Annotated in this window: 12 protein-coding genes; 3 read left to right on the top strand and 9 right to left on the bottom strand. The window is 68.6% G+C overall.

Going from position 1 to position 16576, the window contains the following annotated elements; all coding sequences use genetic code 11:
* Nucleotides 1-24 precede the first annotated feature (24 nt).
* The 3 genes from OG386_RS00060 to OG386_RS00050 are packed head-to-tail and all read right to left on the bottom strand — an operon-like array spanning nt 25 to nt 2846.
* Nucleotides 25-786 (bottom strand): creatininase family protein, encoded by a 762-nt coding sequence (locus tag OG386_RS00060; protein ID WP_328786131.1) that lies wholly within the window; start codon nt 784-786, stop codon nt 25-27.
* A 34-nt stretch (nt 787-820) separates the two neighbouring features.
* Nucleotides 821-1774, bottom strand: a complete 954-nt coding sequence (locus tag OG386_RS00055; protein ID WP_328786130.1) for a radical SAM protein — start codon at nt 1772-1774, stop codon at nt 821-823.
* Between the two features lie 13 nt (nt 1775-1787).
* Nucleotides 1788-2846, bottom strand: coding sequence for a radical SAM/SPASM domain-containing protein (locus OG386_RS00050; protein WP_328786129.1), 1059 nt, complete (start codon nt 2844-2846; stop codon nt 1788-1790).
* A gap of 398 nt (nt 2847-3244) precedes the next feature.
* On the opposite strand from OG386_RS00050, the gene OG386_RS00045 reads away from it, so the two are divergent.
* A complete protein-coding gene (locus OG386_RS00045; protein WP_328786128.1) occupies nt 3245-4558 on the top strand; it encodes an XRE family transcriptional regulator in 1314 nt (437 codons plus the stop codon).
* Between the two features lie 243 nt (nt 4559-4801).
* Here the strand turns inward: OG386_RS00045 and OG386_RS00040 are convergent, their stop codons facing one another.
* Nucleotides 4802-5611: a CGNR zinc finger domain-containing protein gene (locus tag OG386_RS00040; protein WP_328786127.1), complete on the bottom strand. Its 810-nt coding sequence runs from the start codon at nt 5609-5611 to the stop codon at nt 4802-4804.
* 155 nt (nt 5612-5766) lie between these two features.
* Here OG386_RS00040 and OG386_RS00035 point away from each other — a divergent pair, with 155 nt between their 5' ends.
* Nucleotides 5767-6243, top strand: a complete 477-nt coding sequence (locus OG386_RS00035; protein WP_328786126.1) for a hypothetical protein — start codon at nt 5767-5769, stop codon at nt 6241-6243.
* A gap of 528 nt (nt 6244-6771) precedes the next feature.
* Here the strand turns inward: OG386_RS00035 and OG386_RS00030 are convergent.
* From OG386_RS00030 to OG386_RS00015, 4 genes are all read right to left on the bottom strand, one after another.
* Nucleotides 6772-7335, bottom strand: coding sequence for a hypothetical protein (locus OG386_RS00030; RefSeq protein WP_328786125.1), 564 nt, complete (start codon nt 7333-7335; stop codon nt 6772-6774).
* A gap of 204 nt (nt 7336-7539) precedes the next feature.
* On the bottom strand, nt 7540-7818 hold the full coding sequence (locus OG386_RS00025) for a hypothetical protein (RefSeq protein WP_328786124.1): 279 nt from the start codon (nt 7816-7818) through the stop codon (nt 7540-7542).
* 418 nt (nt 7819-8236) lie between these two features.
* Nucleotides 8237-8524 carry a hypothetical protein gene (locus OG386_RS00020; RefSeq protein ID WP_328786123.1) on the bottom strand — a complete coding sequence of 96 codons (288 nt, stop codon included), beginning with the start codon at nt 8522-8524 and terminating at the stop codon, nt 8237-8239.
* A 654-nt stretch (nt 8525-9178) separates the two neighbouring features.
* Nucleotides 9179-11548: a hypothetical protein gene (locus OG386_RS00015; protein ID WP_328786122.1), complete on the bottom strand. Its 2370-nt coding sequence runs from the start codon at nt 11546-11548 to the stop codon at nt 9179-9181.
* Between the two features lie 969 nt (nt 11549-12517).
* Here OG386_RS00015 and OG386_RS00010 point away from each other — a divergent pair.
* Complete coding sequence (locus OG386_RS00010; RefSeq protein ID WP_328786121.1) at nt 12518-14959, top strand: DEAD/DEAH box helicase; 2442 nt, start codon at nt 12518-12520, stop codon at nt 14957-14959.
* 230 nt (nt 14960-15189) lie between these two features.
* Here the strand turns inward: OG386_RS00010 and OG386_RS00005 are convergent, their stop codons facing one another.
* The gene (locus OG386_RS00005; protein ID WP_328786120.1) at nt 15190-15402 is read right to left on the bottom strand and encodes a hypothetical protein; all 213 of its coding nucleotides are present in this window, start codon (nt 15400-15402) and stop codon (nt 15190-15192) included.
* Nucleotides 15403-16576: the final 1174 nt, after the last annotated feature.

Below are 16576 nucleotides of genomic sequence, written 5' to 3'. Positions count from 1 at the left end.
GGCGGGCCCGGGCGCTGTCCGGGGTCATGACGGAAGGGGTGCGGCGAACTCGCGGCGCACGGCGTCGGCGAGCCGCCGGGCGACTTGGTCGGCCACCCGCTCACCGACCCCGGCGCCCGCCCCAGCCGCGGTGTAGACGATGCCGCTGCTGGTCGCGGTGTCGGCCGGCTGCGGGTACAGGTGGTAGCTGATCCGGCGGGGCTGCTCCACGCCGCCGTCGGCGGTTAGCCGGTCGGTGCGGACGGCGTGCGGGCTGATGTGCATGACGAGGCTGGACTCGACCATCCCGGCATGGTGGTCATCCTGGCGGGCAGTGCCGCTCTCGCGGGCGAGGGCGTTACGGAAGTCCTCGCCGACGACGTCCCACCAGTTCACGATCATCACCCGCACGCCGGGGCTCCGTTCGGTCAGGTCGCGGGCGGCCTCGCACAGGAAGCTGATGTTGTCGATGGCCGAGTTGACCAGGAGCAGACGGCGGTAGCCGTGACGCACCAGAGAGGCGAGGACCTCGGTGACCACGGCCGTGAAGGTGTCGCCGCTGATGCTGATGACGCCGGGGAAGGTGCCGCCGAGCCGCTGGGAGGGAGTGGCCACGCCATAGCCGAGGGTGGGTGCGACGCGGCCCCCGATGTCGTGAGCGAGCCGGCGGGCGAAGTGGTCGCTGATCATGGTGTCGGAGCCGAGTGGCAGGTGCGGGCCGTGCGGTTCAAGGGCGCCGACGGGGAGGATGACGTGGTCTTCCGGGCCGGGTTGCAGGTCGGGCCAGGCCAGGTCGCTGATGAGCACGAGAGCGGATTCCCTTCCAGAGCGGGTCGGTAGATCAGGCGTCGGTCCAGCCGAGGCTGGGGACCGTCTCAGGACGTAGAGGGGCGGCGATCTGGAGGTTGAGGAAGTCCTCCTTATTGCCGCAGCCGCCAGCGGCCGCGCACGGAGCCCAGCGGTCGGGACGCAGCGGCAGCTCGAAGCCGTCGGTCAGGACGCTGCCCAGAGCCGGGCGCTCCTGGGCTGAATAGTTGGAGCAGCGGTAGGCCTGGCCATGGATGTCGATGAACACAGCGTCGTAGCCGGCCCGGCAGGACATCCCCTGGCAGGACGTCAGTGCGATCAGGGCCGTCTCGGCGAGCGCCCGGTTTCCGCCGAGGCCGGCCAGCGTCTCCAGGGCACTACCGGCCTTGAGCGCGGGCACCGCGTTGGACGGATCCTGCGGGTCGGTGGCAGTGGTCGGGTCGTAGCCGAGGTCGACGTTGAACCGCAACCCAGCTGCGCGGGCGGCCTCCCCGGCGCGGGCCACAGCGTCCGCGTTGTCTTCGAACAGCAGGGCGTTGACGACGACGAAGCAGCCGAAGGTCTCCTGTGCGAAGGAGGCTGCGGCGATGAATCGGCCAAGGTCGGCCTGGCCATCGTGCCAGGTCAGCCACAGGGAGAGCTTGCCTAAGTTGGCCGCTGCCTCCAGCCTGGGTAGCCGACGGGGCATCAGGATCGCGTTGGAGACCAGCTCGACATGCTCGACGCCGTTCTGCCGGGTCAGCCAGGCAGCCCTCTCCAGGAAGAAGGGGCTCGCGAACGGCTCGCCGAGGGTGCCGAGTCGGACCTTCACCGGGTAGGGGCGCGTCCCGATCCAGGTCACCACCCTCTCGTAGACCTTGCGGTCCTCAGGGTTCTTCCAGTCGTGGCGACGGCTCTTGGCCCAGTCGCCGATGGACACGCAGTAGTCGCAGGCCAGATTGCACAGCCGCTGGCCGGCCACGTACCAGATCCGCACCGGATCACGCATGGGAGCCCTCCCTCTATCCGAAGGTCGCGATCGGCCTGAAGTCCCTGGCGGGGAAGTCGGGCAGCTGGTTGTGGCAGCGTCGACACAGGAAGTCCTCCGGGGCCTCGTCGACGCCGAACACCTTGCGGCGCAGCGCGACCGCCGGCTCGCCGGACAGCAGCTCGTCGATCGAACCGTCCCCGACGTGCCCGAACACCTCGCGCTGGTAGTAGTCGTTGCAGCACAGGAACAGGGCCCCGGTCACGGAGATGTTCACGTGCTGCACCGGCCAGCCGCAGCCGGTCAGCCGCCCTTCCACCCGGACGCCCTGGGCGTACTCGCCGCCCAGCTCACCGGCCCGGTCACACGTCAGGCTCGGGTACACCTGCGCGCCAAGCGGAACGAAGTGCCGCTCGACCTCTTCGAGGTTGCGCTCCCGACGCGCGCCGACCCCGTTGACGACGACGTGCACCGGCAGCCCGGCGCGCAGGGCAGCCTCGGTGTTGCCCATCGTGTGGTGGTAGCTCCGTGACCCGGTGAGCTTGGCGAACTCGGCCTCGTCGACCGCGGGGATGTTCACGATCAGGTCCTTCAGCACCCCGGTGCGCTTCAGATCCTCGATCTTCGCCGTGGTCAGCGCGGAAGCATTCGTGTACAGAGCAAGTGGCATCCCGTGATGGGCCAGGACCTCCAGCCTTTGTGAGAGGTACCGGTCCAGGGTCGGCTCGTTGAAGAACTGGAACGTCACGTACGAGGCGCCGGCCGCGGTGAGCTTGCCGACGATCTCCTCGAACAGGCTCATCGGCATGGTCCGACGCGGCTTGGGGTCGGTCGCCACCGGGCAGGAGACGCAGCCCCAGTTGCAGTGGGCCGTCACCTCGATCTCCCCGGATTCGATCCGGTACGACCGGCACAGCTCTACAGGATCCTGTAGCCACTCTCGTGCCACCGCCGCCGCCACCCGGCTGGCCCCGAACCGGGCCGAGAGCTCAGTGCTGTCGTGAGGGCGTTCGGAGGCGTACCGCAGGAGCTGGAGTACCTCAGCGTCGTCCTGCCACACGATCACCCGGTCCAGACCCACGACCCCGAACACAGTGCTCTCCAGAGGCGGAGAGCCCGTGGGGGCCTCAGGCCCGGCGGTGTCCGACAGATACACCAGGTCGGAGCGGGTGCTCGGACGAACGCTGGAAAGGTACGGGGAGGTCTGCAGCATTGAGGCTGCCGCAGTCCCGTCCGGACAACCGTCGTGCACGAGTGACAAGGCGCCCGAGCGGGCACCAGCGCGAAACGGCATGAGAGGTCCCTTCATCTGCGAGGGGTCGGGGGACAGGTGCCAAGGCCAGGCACCAGGCCGAGCAGATCGTTCGGCCGATCAGAGGATCGAGTTTCGGGCACCAGCACGTCCGATGCGATGGCCAGACGGGGGTCCCGCGGGGGTCCCGCCCGCCGGAACGGCCCCTGGGAAACCACAGGGAGTGCTTGACTGATTACGTGACCGAGCATTCGCATCCGCTGGCTTACCGGCGCGCGCTCAAAGGCCTGACCCGGGTCGACTTGGCGAACCTCATCGCCGCGGCGGCGCAGCGCCGGGGACTGCGCTCGGGCACCGACAAGCACCGGGTCCGCAAGTGGGAAGTTCTAGGGGTCACCCCGGAACCCGAAACGCAGATCTACATCGCTGAAGCGCTGGGGCTACCCGTCGAGCTGGTCGACCCCGGCAACTGGCCGAACTGGCTGCCCGGCAGCGACGGAGGCGTCGTTCCCCTCGGCCCGTCCAGCACCGTCACCGCCCTGCGAGAGGCCCTCAACACCGCCATGGAACGCCGCACCTTCCTCACCATCTCCGGCACCGCCCTCACAACACTGGCCGCCGCCTGGGCCACCAGCGGAGGGATCGCGCTCGCCGCACAGTCGGAGGGCAGCAAACTCGTCGGCGAGGACACGGTCAGCCTGCTGGAGGACACCAGCCGACAGCTCAACAGCCTGGTCACCGAGCAACGCCAGCACGTATCAGCCCTGCTGGACGCCCACCTCACGACCGTCACAGAACTCATCGCCCACAGCCGCTACGACCGCATCACCGGCCTACGCCTCCACACCCTGGCCACAACCCTCGCCCAGACCGTCGCCTGGCACCGCTTCGACCACGGCCACCACACCGCCGCCAGCAAACTCTGGATCGCCGGCCTCCACAGCGCCCACGCCACCGACGACCCCGACCTCGGCGCTGCCATGCTCGGCGACCTCGCCTATCAAGCCGCCTGGCGCAAGGACCACACCACAGCCGCCGGAATCCTCCAGCACGCCCTCAAACGCACCCAGCACCCCGCCGCGCGCTCCCTCCTCCACCTCCGCCTCGCCCGCACCCTCGCCGCGCAGGGAGAGAAGCAGCCCGCCCTGCATGCCCTTGCCGCAGCTGAGCACCACCTCGGCGCATCGTCCGGCCTGCCTCTGCCCGCATGGTGCGCGTGGATGTCCGAAGCCGACCTCGCCGTCGACTCCGGCCAAGCCCTCCTCGACCTCGGGGACGCCGCCCGCGCCCACCAGCTCATCGGCGAGGGCCAAGCCCTTCTGCCTGCCACCCGTGACAAGACCCGAGGAGTCTTCCTCGCCTATCAGGCAGCCAGCCACCTGAAGCTCAAGCAACCCGAACTGGCAGCCCACACCGCCGGAGAAGCCATCCGACTCTCCCGCCGAATCGGTGCCCCGCGCTGCGAACGACTCGTCCAGGAGCTCGTGCCCGAATTCCAGCCCTACCGCACCGCAGCCGGAGTCCCAGAACTCCTGGCCCTCGCCGCAGCCTGACAGCGGTGCCAGGCAACGAACGCAGGCCATCAGCCGGAAGCCTGCTGCCGGCACTGGGGGTGTCGAGGGCTGCACAGATGCCCAACGAGAGCTGTCACCAGGCGTGACGCGGTCTCGCGACGAGGCCACAACAGGCCCGCCATGTCCTCCTCCGGTACGGCCGGGACCGGCCGCAGCAGCCCCGGGGGTCATCTGGCGGTCGGTGGTGACATGGAGTTCAGGGGTTCAGCCGGAATCTCGTAGTCAGCTGGGCTTGTGTGGGGCGGTCTGCAGTTTGCGGCGGCGCCGGTGTTCGCGTTGTGCTTGGGCGCGGGCGCATTCGCGGGTGCAGTACTTGATGCCGGTGGTGCGGTTCTGTCCATATTCGGCGCGTCCGCGTTGGCGGACGAAGGCCCGCCGGCAGTTCTCGTTGGCGCATTCGCGGATGGTGGCGTTCTCGGCGAGGTGGTTGTAGAGCTGGAGGAACGTCACGGCCAGGAGTGTGGGGTAGCGGTCCTCGAGGCCGCCGATGCCGATACTGAAAGGCTCCAGGGCCGCGTTGAGGGTGCTGGCCAGGTCGCTGACCTTCAGCGCCAGCAGCTCCTCACGCATGTGGTCCAGGTCGCGCGGCCACGTCTCCGCCTTGTCGCTGTTGGCGGCCTGCCACTGGGCGAGCTCTTCTTCGGTGGCCTCGGCTTCGACGAGTGCGTCCAGTCCGCCCTCGTGACGCAGAGCCAGCCAGGTGGCGATGGCGTCCTGGGCCTCGGAGACGAACAGCGTCGCCAGCTCGCCGTAGAGGGCGAACGGCCCGCGCTCGGGGTGCAGGCTGTCCGCCAGCGCGGTGAAGTGCTCGTGTTCCTCGACGTCCAGGCTCAACGCCCCCACGCGGCCTCCCAGATGCCCGTAGGCGCGCATCATGGCGGCGACCGCCTCCAGGTCGGCAGGGGCGAGCTCCATGAATTCGCGCAGGTAGAAGTCCTCGGGCAGTGACACGGTGCCATCGCCGGGGGAGCGGAGCTGGGGGCTCCAGACGATCCACTCGCCATCCACCCGCGCGTCGGTGAGGGGGCTCAACTGCGGTGCGGGAACGGGTGTTCCGGGCCATAGCGTGGGACGAAAGCGTGGGTCAACGTATGCCGCCATGTGCGGCATCATAGCCAGAGATGAGGGAATACGAAAAGACAGCTGTTCGTATCACGCATGCGGAACTCGTCGGAGGGGAAACCACCGTGACGCAGTGGCAGCACCGCAAGGCTGTCGGGGACCTGCACGAACAGCGAGTCGCCGCCGCCTTGCACGCCAGAGGCTGGACCGTCCATCCCTGCGGACAGGGCACCTATCCCCATGCAGTCCGCGAAGCCTTGCGCCGGACCCGCTCCGCCCTGCGGCAGTTCCCCGACCTGATCGCCGCCCGCGGCAGCGAACTCATCACCATCGACGCCAAAGACCGCATGCCCAGTACCCACTCCGACCGCTACGCGATCAGCACCGCCACCCTCAACGCCGGTCTCCTCCTAACCGCCGCCCACGCACCAACCCCGCTCTACTACGTCTTCGGCGACCTCAAAGTCCTCACCCCCGCCGAAGTCCTCCACTACACCGACCACGCCCTGCGCCACTCAAGCGGCGCCTACCACCTGGTCAGCACCCACCGCGCCCACTCCTTCGACAACGTCTTCGGCCCGGCCGTCGCCCGAGCAGCCTGACCAGGCAGGGCCCTGGCCGAGGGGGCAGCCGGACGACGGTGGCGGGGCCCCGCATCACCGCAGCACCCCTCGGCCCCCTGGGAGCCCCGCTGGTCCGACACACCTCCAGACGCTGCAGCCCCTCGAACAATGCTCTTGGTGTTGCCCGTTGCGCCGTCAACCGCCCCGTCCGCGATGACAGCGGGAGTGGAATCGTCGGCGTCGCGTCAGGCGGCCCTGGCGGGGCGACCCGTGCGCGCCCGCGCGGTCGAGCCGGCCTGCCCCACCCCCTGGAACATGATCGTTTGCCCGGACGTGACCGTTGTCGACGTCGCCGAGCACCCCGCAGCACCCGCCCCCGTGACAGGACGCCCCGCACGGATCAGTCGCTTGACGGGCTGCCCCCGAACCGCGAGGACCGGCAGTTCGTGGTGCCGGGGGCGGATCGGGGCAGGAGGCCTCGCGCCGGTCCGGATGCTTCAGGGCCTTGGCTCGCGTCGGGTCCGCTCTCGCCCTGTCAGGCGCGGCAGGCCACCGTAGGGGCGTGGATCAGAGCCGGAGGTAGCTGTTGAGGTAGGTACGGGCCGCGGCTTCGCTGGGGCCGAACCCGGTTGCGATCTGCTCGATCGGTACCTGCTGGGCGGCGAGTTCGCCTGCCGCGTCCTGGCCGACCTGGGCGATGACGTACCGCAGGTCCGCCAGCGCCTTCAACGCCACCAGCGGCTGCTCGGCGGCCAGGCCGTCGAGCCGGCGGAGGAGTACGGTCAGGAGCCCGGTGAGCTCCGTGGGGAGTGGGACGGCGGCGTCGCGGATCACCGACAGGTGCGCGCCGTAGTCCGATATTGGCCCGGACAGGTCGACGTCCGCCTCGTACAGCGGCTCGTCCGCGGTCAGGACGGTCCAGTCGAGCGGGTACTCGGCCATTCCCCGCCAGCCGCAGGAGCAGCTGCCCCGCAGGACCGCGGCCCGCGGTCGGCCGAACCGGCCGTCGTAGGCGTGCCACTCGGTCGACGACGGCACATGCGGGCCGCTGCCCACGTCGAAGTAGACCGGTCCGGGCTCGCTGCCGTCGGCCAGCAGCACCCCCACCGACCCCTCGTGCGCGGCTCCCAACGCCTAGAGCACCCTGTCCACCACGATCACCTCGCTCCCAGCTGTGCGACCGGCCGCTCATCAGCCGACCCGCGACATCCAGGCTGCCCCGAGAGGTCCGGCCGCGTACCAGGATCCACCGAAGGGGGTACGGACATGTTGGTCCCGGCCCCATCTCCGGATTCGGGGCCGCCCGTTCCCTGCAGGCGGCCTTCTGAGGGACCGTCACAAGAGGTTGAGCTTCTCCTCGATGTGCTTCACCGTGCTGGTGACGTCGAGAAAGGTGACGCCGGCCGAGCCGATCGCTACGAGCGCGGTCGCTCCGAGGTGACGGGTGAGGACGAAGGCGAGGAGTGCGCCGAGAGCTCCGCAGAGGACGGCGATGAGGATCGCCATGACCTTGACGGTCCTCGTGGGGGTGTTCGTGGCGGGGGCGGTCTCCTGCGGGGCGGCAGGGGTGGCGGGCGTCTGGATGGTGGTGGGGTCGGTGGTGATGCGGGGCACGCTGAACCTCACTGGGGCGTTCGAGGGTGGTGGTCTTGGAGTGGAGTGGTTGGAGTTCCCCGAGGTGCCGGGCGTCGTGGGGCAGCACGCTGCGGGGTCGGTGGGCGCGGGCGCGGAGGCGTACCGAAGGTGAGCCCGAGCGGGCCGGCGACCGGGGGTCCCCGTAGCCGGCAGCGGCCGGGCGTACGCCGGTCTGGGCTGCGGCTGCCGGTACGCGATGTTCTCGAAGCCGTGGTGCAGAGCTACGGGCTTCGGCGCGTGGCGTCGGCCGGCTCCCGGTGGGCCTTGTCCTCGTGCGGCCGGTGTCCTCGGTGAGGCGGCCAGGGCGCGGTGCCGCGCCTCCTGAAGAGGCTTTGCCCCGGGGTGGGTCCGGTCCGGGCGAGCACCGAAGGGTGCCCGCCCGGACCGGATGCTGCCGTCAGCGGTGGGCGGGGATGCGGGTGTGCAGACCGGCGGCTCCTTCCCCGGCCGCTTCGCCCGGCACGGTCAGGGACGGGTGTGAGCTGCTCTGTTCGGCGAGGAGCAGGGTCAGCAGGAGACCTGCGGAGTGGTTCCGCAGCTCGCCGAACAGCAGGCACTGGGCATGCAGCCAGGCGGCCAGCCGGTCATCGGCGCCGGGAAAGCCGCCTGCGGCATCGAGGACTCTGTGCTCGGCGAGACGGTGGGCCTGCTGGTAGGAAGGCGTCGACCTTGAACGCCTGCGCAAGATGTACGCCAGCCTCCTACGCACTGCCACCGAACACGTCGACCGCCTGCAGGTTTATCGTCACCGACAACGACTCCCCTCCGATCGAGGGCATTCACCGGCCGCTGGAGCTGTCCGACACAGACCGACTCGTCCCCATGCCCACTGCCGAACTTGGTGACGCGCAGCCTGCAGACGCGCCGCCAGATGAGTGAGCGGGCGCCTGACGACCGCAGTGGGGCCGGACAGGAACACCCTGCCCGGCCCCGCTGGCCGTCGTATATGCCGACCTCATCCCGACCTTGGACAGCTGCGCCACCTGCTCCGGCGGTCAGCGACGCGGGCTGGCGGCGCTGATTGTCGACCCACGTCCAGAGTTCCAGCGATATGTCCTGCTGCGCCTGGTCCGCGCTGCAGTCCCCGCCCGGTGATCGTCAGCCTGCTGGCGGGGGTGGTGGTGCGGCCCGTGCGTGAACGTTCCGCAGTCCGCTTCATCCCGCTTCGGACGCCGTGCAGTGGCGGGAGTGCTCGACGCGCCAGAAGGCGGTGGCGGAGCTGCCGGGCCGGGAGTGCCCGCCTTGCCGGTCACAGCTACCGCCCTGGTAGCCCTCGTCGACTGAGCAACGGGCCTGCCGTGCGAGCACAGGTTTGGGCGTCGTTGTGGTCTGGGGCCGGTCACTGGTCGATGTCGTCGAAGAGGCTGCGTTGTTCCCCGGCACGCTGACGGAGCTGTGACATGCGTTCGCGAAGGCTCTGGGTATTGCTGGGCGTCCAGTCGCTGGCTTCTTCTGGCGGCTGGCGCATCTGCTGGTAACTGTCGATCGCCCAGTCAATTTTTGAGGCCGTGTCGGTGTCGTGCCTTTCCTTGAACACCTCTTCATACAACCGCAGGGCATCTTCAACTGGATCGTTGTCTTCGTCACCGGCGAACTCCTCAGCCCAGTCATCCACCATGACATTCAGGTGCGGGACAAGCTCTTGGCGCACATGCTCCAACATGGCCTCGCGATCCCCGTCGGTAAGGAGGACGTCCCATGGTCCTACGCCGCCTCCGGTATCGGCCCAATCGGCGTCAGGCGCCGCGACAGCCAACTCCGTCATTCGAGCAATGGTCTGCTGCCGGATGTCTTCGGGCAGTAGGCCCGCTTCGTGGAGGCGGGCCAGCACAGGCGGGCCAGGATCGTACGCGGTCGGGGCATCGAAGTTCACGAGCGTCGCGCAAATGTCAGGATCAGCTGTCAGGTATACACGCAAGAATCCCGAACCGGTGTTTTGCCGTAGGTAGGCGAAAACCGCTCGTTCGCGGTCGTGGTACTGCTGCCAGTTTTCTTCGCGTCCCCGGGGTTGCTGGCGGAGGGCGGCCACGCGGCGGGCTACATCCGCGTACAGCGCGGGCGGGATACGCAGCAGGGTGCCTCGATGCTGTTCGCTGTCGGGCGTGAGGCAGTCGGTGCGTGACAGAAGAGCCTGATCGGTCATGCCGATGAGGACCATGGGCATGAGGTGGGGCTGGGTGGCCAGCCAGGCGGCGAAGCCCTCCCGGAGAGTGGGGTGATGGAACGTCCAGTACTCCTGTCCGTCGGAAGACGTGTTGAGACGGAGGAAAGAGCCCGTGAGCGCGGTTAAGGCTCGACTGACGCCAGCCGGCGTGGATCCAGCCCGTTCGACGATGTCACTGTTGCCGGCATCGAAGACGATCGGGTTCGGAAGGCCAGTTAGCGCCTTGTCTCGGGCCGTGGCGTAGGTGAGCGCGAGCGCTGCGTGGGCGTGGGTGTCCAGCTGGTCGTATACATCGCGTAGCAATTGCTGAGAGTGGACCATGAACGTTGTGATGCCCTGCTGAGTCAGAGACAGACCGGAAGTGAACACCTGCAGCCCCAGGCGACGCGCGGCCTCAGGGCGAAAGGGTGCGGCGTCAGCAGCTGCTTCCAGGTGGGGCTTCATCCGAGCGCGCACGTCTGCGGGCTGGTCGCCAGCGGCGAGGTGGTTATACAGGATCTGCTGCCGTTCAGTGGGCGTGAGGTCGGCGACGTCCACGGTGACGAGCTGCTCGTCTAGCCGGGGATATGCGTACGGCTTCAACAGCGGCCGGGCTTCGTTGTAGATGTAGCTGCGGGAGGTCAGCACCACGCGGGCGCCGTTCTTGACCGCGCTCATTACATGCGGCAAATCACGTGCCCAAGCATGGGTGAGGTGTTCCTCGTGGCGGACAGCGCCGAAGGCATCGTCGAGCCAGAAAAACTGCCCCTTCTCATGCGGATTCCAGCGCTGCACAAGTTCTTCGGAAGTCCGGGCCTTGATGGCCGCGCAGCCCCAGTTGTCAGCCGCGCTGATGGCCAGCATCAACGCGATGACGGACTTGCCGACCGCCGGGTCGCCCAACAGCAGCACAAAGCCGTGGTCACGCAGCGCACGAGCAGCCTTGCGGTAAGCACCAGTGACGACGAACGTGGTCACCTGCTCGGGCGCGGACGCCATGAGCACCGAAGCCTGGGCGTATGCACGCTCGTCAAGGATCTGCGACAGGTCGCCGAGCCCGTAGACGCGGGGAACGAACATCCGTAGCCCGCGGTGCATGGCGATCATGTCGCTCAGCCACTGGCCGTCCAGAACCAGCGGATGCGCGACCCCACACGCGAGCAGCCGACGGCGGATCTCCTCCTCAGAGGTGCCGGTGACCCTCGCGTTGGTCAGGAGCACGTACGTTCCGCACACGCCGCGCTTCACCAGGGCGCTGACCTTATCGAACTCGTCTTCAAGCTCGGACGGGGCGAGCGTGGCGTCGGCCTTCTTGGTGTGCTTGCACTGCAGCACGAACGGCCCGGGTGGAATGTCTCGCACACCATTAGGGGCGGTAGGCGGCTGCCAGGTGCCATAGAACGCGCCATCCCGGCCCCCGTCGTTGGAGTCGGCGAACGCCTGCACCGACTGCCCCCATACCTCCCGCAGGACAGCCGCGCACAAGTCCTGGAAGGCCCGCCAGCCCAAAGTGTGCAGGGTAAACCGGGGCGAGCCGACAGCCACGACCTCGCCTGCGCTGCTCACGAGTCGTCCCTGCGGCCGGCCTCATAGTTGGCCAAAGCGGCCATGCCTTCCCACATGGCCTCATCGTTGCAGTCCGACACGGGGGCCTTCTCACGATGACGAATATTGGGGTTGAGGAAATGGAGCAGTGTCACACCGCTGCCCACTCAAAACCAAGGCGGGCCAGCGCTGCGAGCTGCTCGGGGGTGAGCTTGGCGCGCCTGGTCTATGTGTTGGTGAGCCATACTCCGAGCTTCACGGCATACTCCTGGCCGTCGACGGCGACGGCTTCTGTGTGCCCTGGGGACGGTCAGGGAGCCCGTGCGGGCCTTGCACTGCGCGAAGGCTGCAACGCCGCGCTCGAAGGCCCCGGGACCGCCCTTGCGGGCTTTTGCGGGTGTCTCCTGTTCCGGTGGTAGGGGCTGGATGCCGAGTTGTTCCAGGCGTTCGCGTTGCCCGTCCATGAGCCGTGCCCAGACCGTGTGCTGGCACTGCTTGGCGAGCCATCGTCCGATGCCCATGCCGTGGTGATGGTCTGCGGGGGAGTGTCAGTGGAGATTCGTCGGCTGGTTGTCAGCGGTGTAGCCCCAGCGATCTGGTAGTTCACACTGACGGGCCATGACGCATTGGTGCTGACACGAGTGACGAATGGCCACGTCGTTCTCATGCCGACCATCACGATGAACGACCAGCCGGCCTCGCCGACACGACCCGGCAGCAACCGGCACCCGCGGCCGCCGACGCGGTCAGACCGTCCCAGTTCCGTCGTTGCGTGATGTCAGTTCTCATTCATGTTGTGGTGGAGCCGTCGCTCTGACTCGCGGTGCCGCAAGCGGATGAGACACCGCGTGGTCGCTTCAGTGGGTGGCCAGCGGGCCTGACCTGTGCTGCCGCAGGTTAGAGGGGAGTCCCGCAGACGTATGGGGAGTTCCGGATGGCGTTTGCCGGATCTGGCCGTGTGCAGGGTGGGGTGTGCGTGATGATGGGCTGGTGAGTACCACCGCCGTCGTCAAGTCGTCCGTGTCCCACGAGCCCGGTCGCGCACTGTTCCCGGATCAGGTCCGGGGGCTGGAGTCGGTGGTCAGGCACCTGCAGCGCCCCGGTACCCGTGGCCTGTATGTGGCGGCGACGGGTACGGGCAAGACGGTCGTCGGGATCCGGGCCGCGCTCGCGCTGTCTGCTCGCCTGGTCCTGGTGGTGGTGCCCACGCTGGACCTGGCGGCGCAGACGGCGTTGGCGTGGCGGGCGGATGGCTACACGCGCCACTTGATCATCGTGTCCTCCATGGACACCGCCGGCCACACGAAGCTGGCGGCCGCACAGGTCGGCTCGACCGGCAGCCCGACCGCGCTCGCGGCGCTGCTGTCGGTGGTCGGCCCGGGCCCGGACCGGATCCCGTTTCTCACCGTGGTGTGCACCTACGACTCCCTGGACAAGATCCGCGACGCCCAGCACACCGGCCGCCCGGTGCCGCCGTTCGACCTGGCGATCATGGACGAGGCACACCGGATCGCGGGCCGCGCGGACAAGAAGTGGACGGTCATCAACGACGCCTCGGCCATCCACACGGACCGCCGCCTCTACATGACCGCGACCCCGCGCAGCTTTGCTGCCCCAGAGGTGGCGGAGTCCGCCAGCCTGATCCGCCCGCGCCGCCACCGTCCCGCCGCCGAGCCGGCCGACGCGTCCGCCAACTCGATGAACAACGAGGCCGTCTACGGCCGGAAGATCTTCGAATATCCCCTGGCGACCGCCATCGCGGACGGCCGAGCCGCGGACTACCAAATCGTGGTCCCCACCATCACCGACACCGACCTCCGCGCCGCCCTCAACCCTCCCACGCCCGGCAACACCGATGCCGCGGCCAGGGACACCGGCACCGCCCATGGAGAATCCGGGGACGGTGCAGCACGGACCACCGCGCTGCACCTGGCCGTCCTGAAGGCCATGACCCAGCACAGCCTGCGCAGAGTGCTGGTGTACTTCCACCTCGTCGAGGACGCCACACGCTTCACCCGCGAGCTCGGCCACACCCTGCGCCTACTCAAACGCAACGCCCCAGACCTGTGCCCGGACCTCGACCCGGCCCTGTTCTTCGTCCACGGAGACCACACCCCCGACGAACGGGCCGCCACCTTCGCAGCCTTCGCCGCCGCCGACCACGCCATCCTGACAAACGCGAAGCTCATCTCGGAAGGCGTCGACATCCCCAGCGTCGACGCCATCGTCTTCGCCGATCCCACCCGCAGCGTCATCCGCTGTGTCCAGGCCCTCGGCCGCGCCCTGCGCCTGGACGTCTCCGGGAAGACCGCCTCCCTGATCGTCCCCGTCTACCTCCCACCAGGCGCCGACCCCGAAGACATCCTCGGCACCGCCTACGAGCCGGTGTGGGCGATCACCACAGCCCTGGCGAGCCACGACCACCGCATCGTCGAACGCCTCCCGGACAAAGCGAACCGGCTCCCCAAAGAGACGAGCACGCTGGTCGCCAAGCGCTGGCACTTCGACTTCACCCTCCACCCCGAACGCATCGCCCGCGCCATGGACCTGATCGCGTTCAACCCCCACGGCCCGCTGACCCGCTCACGCCGCGCCGGCCTCGCCGCCGCACAGGCCTTCCACGACGACTACGGCCACCTCGACGTCCCCGCCGACCACACCGACCCGACCGGCTTCGAACTGGGCCGCTTCATCAACACGATGCGCGAAGCCGCGACAGCCGGCCGCCTCGACCCGGAGTGGATCGCCGAACTCGACGCGCTCGGCATGATCTGGGACAAACACCAGGCCGCCTGGCGCGCCCGCCTCACCGCCGCAGCCGACTACCACCACACCCACGGCCACCTCGCCGCCCCCGCCACCACCCCCATCGGCGCCTGGCTCGCCGAGCAGCGCTCCCACGCCGCCAAGGACCAGCTCGCCCCCCAGCGGGCCGCCGACCTGACCGCACTCGACCCCCACTGGCAACTCCCGCACGGCCCCGACTGGCACCGCAAATACCACCAACTGCGCCACCACCTCGAAACCGGCCGCCCCCTCACCCCCGACACCACCACCGGCAGCATCAACCTCGGCGGCTGGGCCATCCGCCAGCTCACCCACTGGACCACCCTGGCCACCGGCCAGCGCCAGCTCCTCGAAGCCCTCGGCATCACCCCGACCACCACCAGCCTGGCCCCCCGCCCGACAGCCCGCCGCACCTTCCCCCAGACCGTCCAGCTCCTCGAACTCTTCCTCCACCGAGAACACCGCGCCCCCACGGCCCGCGAAACCATCACCGTCGACGGCGACACCGTCAACATCGGCCCCTGGTTCGCCAAGACCCGCACCAAGATGCGCGCCGGCCAACTCGACCCCGAACACGCCCAACTCGTCGCAGCACTCTTCGACGGCGAATGGACCGACGAAGACCCTGCCCCGGCCTTCGCCTGACCCCGCCGACAGCAATGTCCGGACTGCGCGGCCCCACGATGAACAGGCCCCCCTCCCACAGAGGCACGGCCTCCGCATCCAGATTCCCGGAAAGTTTTGAGGGAAGGAAGCAGCAGGAGGACGGTAGGCCGATCGACGCTCCCGACACCTGTACGCTCACGCCTGCCATGATCCCGTCATGGCTGTCACCCTTGAGTTCTTCGTGGCACCGGACGATGTGTCAGCGACGGTCAGTGGGTGCCCTCGTTGCCGTCGTAGGTGGGGCCGGGGGTGCTGCCCCATGTGCCGTCTTGGGGTCCGCCGCTTGCTCCGATGACCCAGAAGCCGGTCAGTGAGATGACTGCGGGTGCCACGGCCAGGGCTTTGATCCATTTCCCCAGGGCGTCTTGGATGCCTTGGGCGGCAGAGCTGAGCATGATGACGGCGACGGCAGCCCATATCACCACGCATAGTGTCGCGCTGATGATCGTCCATCGCTTGATCCGGCTCATGGCGCCCCCACTTGTTCTTCATCTCATCTGCCGGTCCATCATGCAGCGCCTGCAGCCGACAGTCGGCCCCGCCCCCTCCACTACTCCTGGCTGGCGCGCTGCCGCGGGTCCAGGCCTGGGGGTGCGCTCTGGAGGCTTCGGGTGGAGGTGGTGACGTCGGGCGGGGAGCGTGACATGGTCATCTAGCTTGTTTTGAAGGTGACTTGGGGAGGGTCAATGGGCAGTCTGCCCGTGGTGCTGGGTTTCGCGGTGGTGTGGTTATTGATCGCGTTGGTACCGATGCGGAGTCCTTCCGCCCGTAGGGCGTGGGGGAGGGGTGTCCTGGGTGTCTCTGTTCTGATCGTGCTGGCCGCGGCTCTTTTCGGTGCCTCGGCGGATGTGGGTATCGGCTATGAGGGGCCGTCACCTGTATTGCTGGCGACGCTCGGGGCAGCGATCGTTGTGGCGCCTGGTGCTATCGCCGCGCTGGTGCGCAGTGGCAGAAGCAGTTAAGACTCCCTGCCCTGGCGGGGAGCGGATGTAGCCCTGGGGCGGTCTGTCGGGTGCATGGCCGCCATCAGGGCATGCACCCGACAGACCGCCCCGGAGACCCAAGCCTGGAGAGGGCAGGCGTAGCCGCCTGCTGCTTTCTGGGCTGGGTTGGGACGGGGTCGGTGCTGGCAGGCGTTTGCACGGCCCTTTTTCCCCGGCCGCCGGTTGGGCCGTGACCACCCCAGCGCAGACCGGGAGGTTTATGCCGTTGGGTTTCCCGTGCTGGAGGCTTCGCCACCGACCCCGTCGAAGTGGACCTTAGCCGGGGCCACTGACACCGCCGCCGGCACCCGACAGACCACCCAGGCCCTTCACCGCCGCTAGCTGACCCGCGGGAGCGGGCCTGGTCCTGGAGGCGGAGCCGGAAGGACCTGAAGGGGTGGGAGCGTCAGCGGACATCCCTTCATTGTCCGCGCTTGCGCGGACAACTGGTGGCGCGTCAGCGCCACCAGGCCGGCGCTTGCGCCGGCCCTTTCCTTTGACGGCCGCTTGCGGCCGTCGATTCCCGTGCTTGCGCGGGAATCTGGCGAAGCGTCAGCGAAGCCTGCCCGGAGCGCAGCGGAGGGCGTCGCTCTTCGGCGGCTTGCCGCCGAAG

Source organism: Streptomyces sp. NBC_00273 (genome assembly GCF_036178145.1).
Taxonomy (GTDB): Bacteria; Actinomycetota; Actinomycetes; order Streptomycetales; family Streptomycetaceae; genus Streptomyces.
The sequence above is the reverse complement of the archived record's forward strand: the minus strand, read 5'-3'. Positions and strand labels throughout refer to the sequence as shown.

Coding starts and splice junctions, on each gene's coding strand:
- OG386_RS00055 (WP_328786130.1), bottom strand. CDS start 1,774: ATGCGTGATCCGGTGCGGATCTGGTACGTGGCCGGCCAGCGGCTGTGC.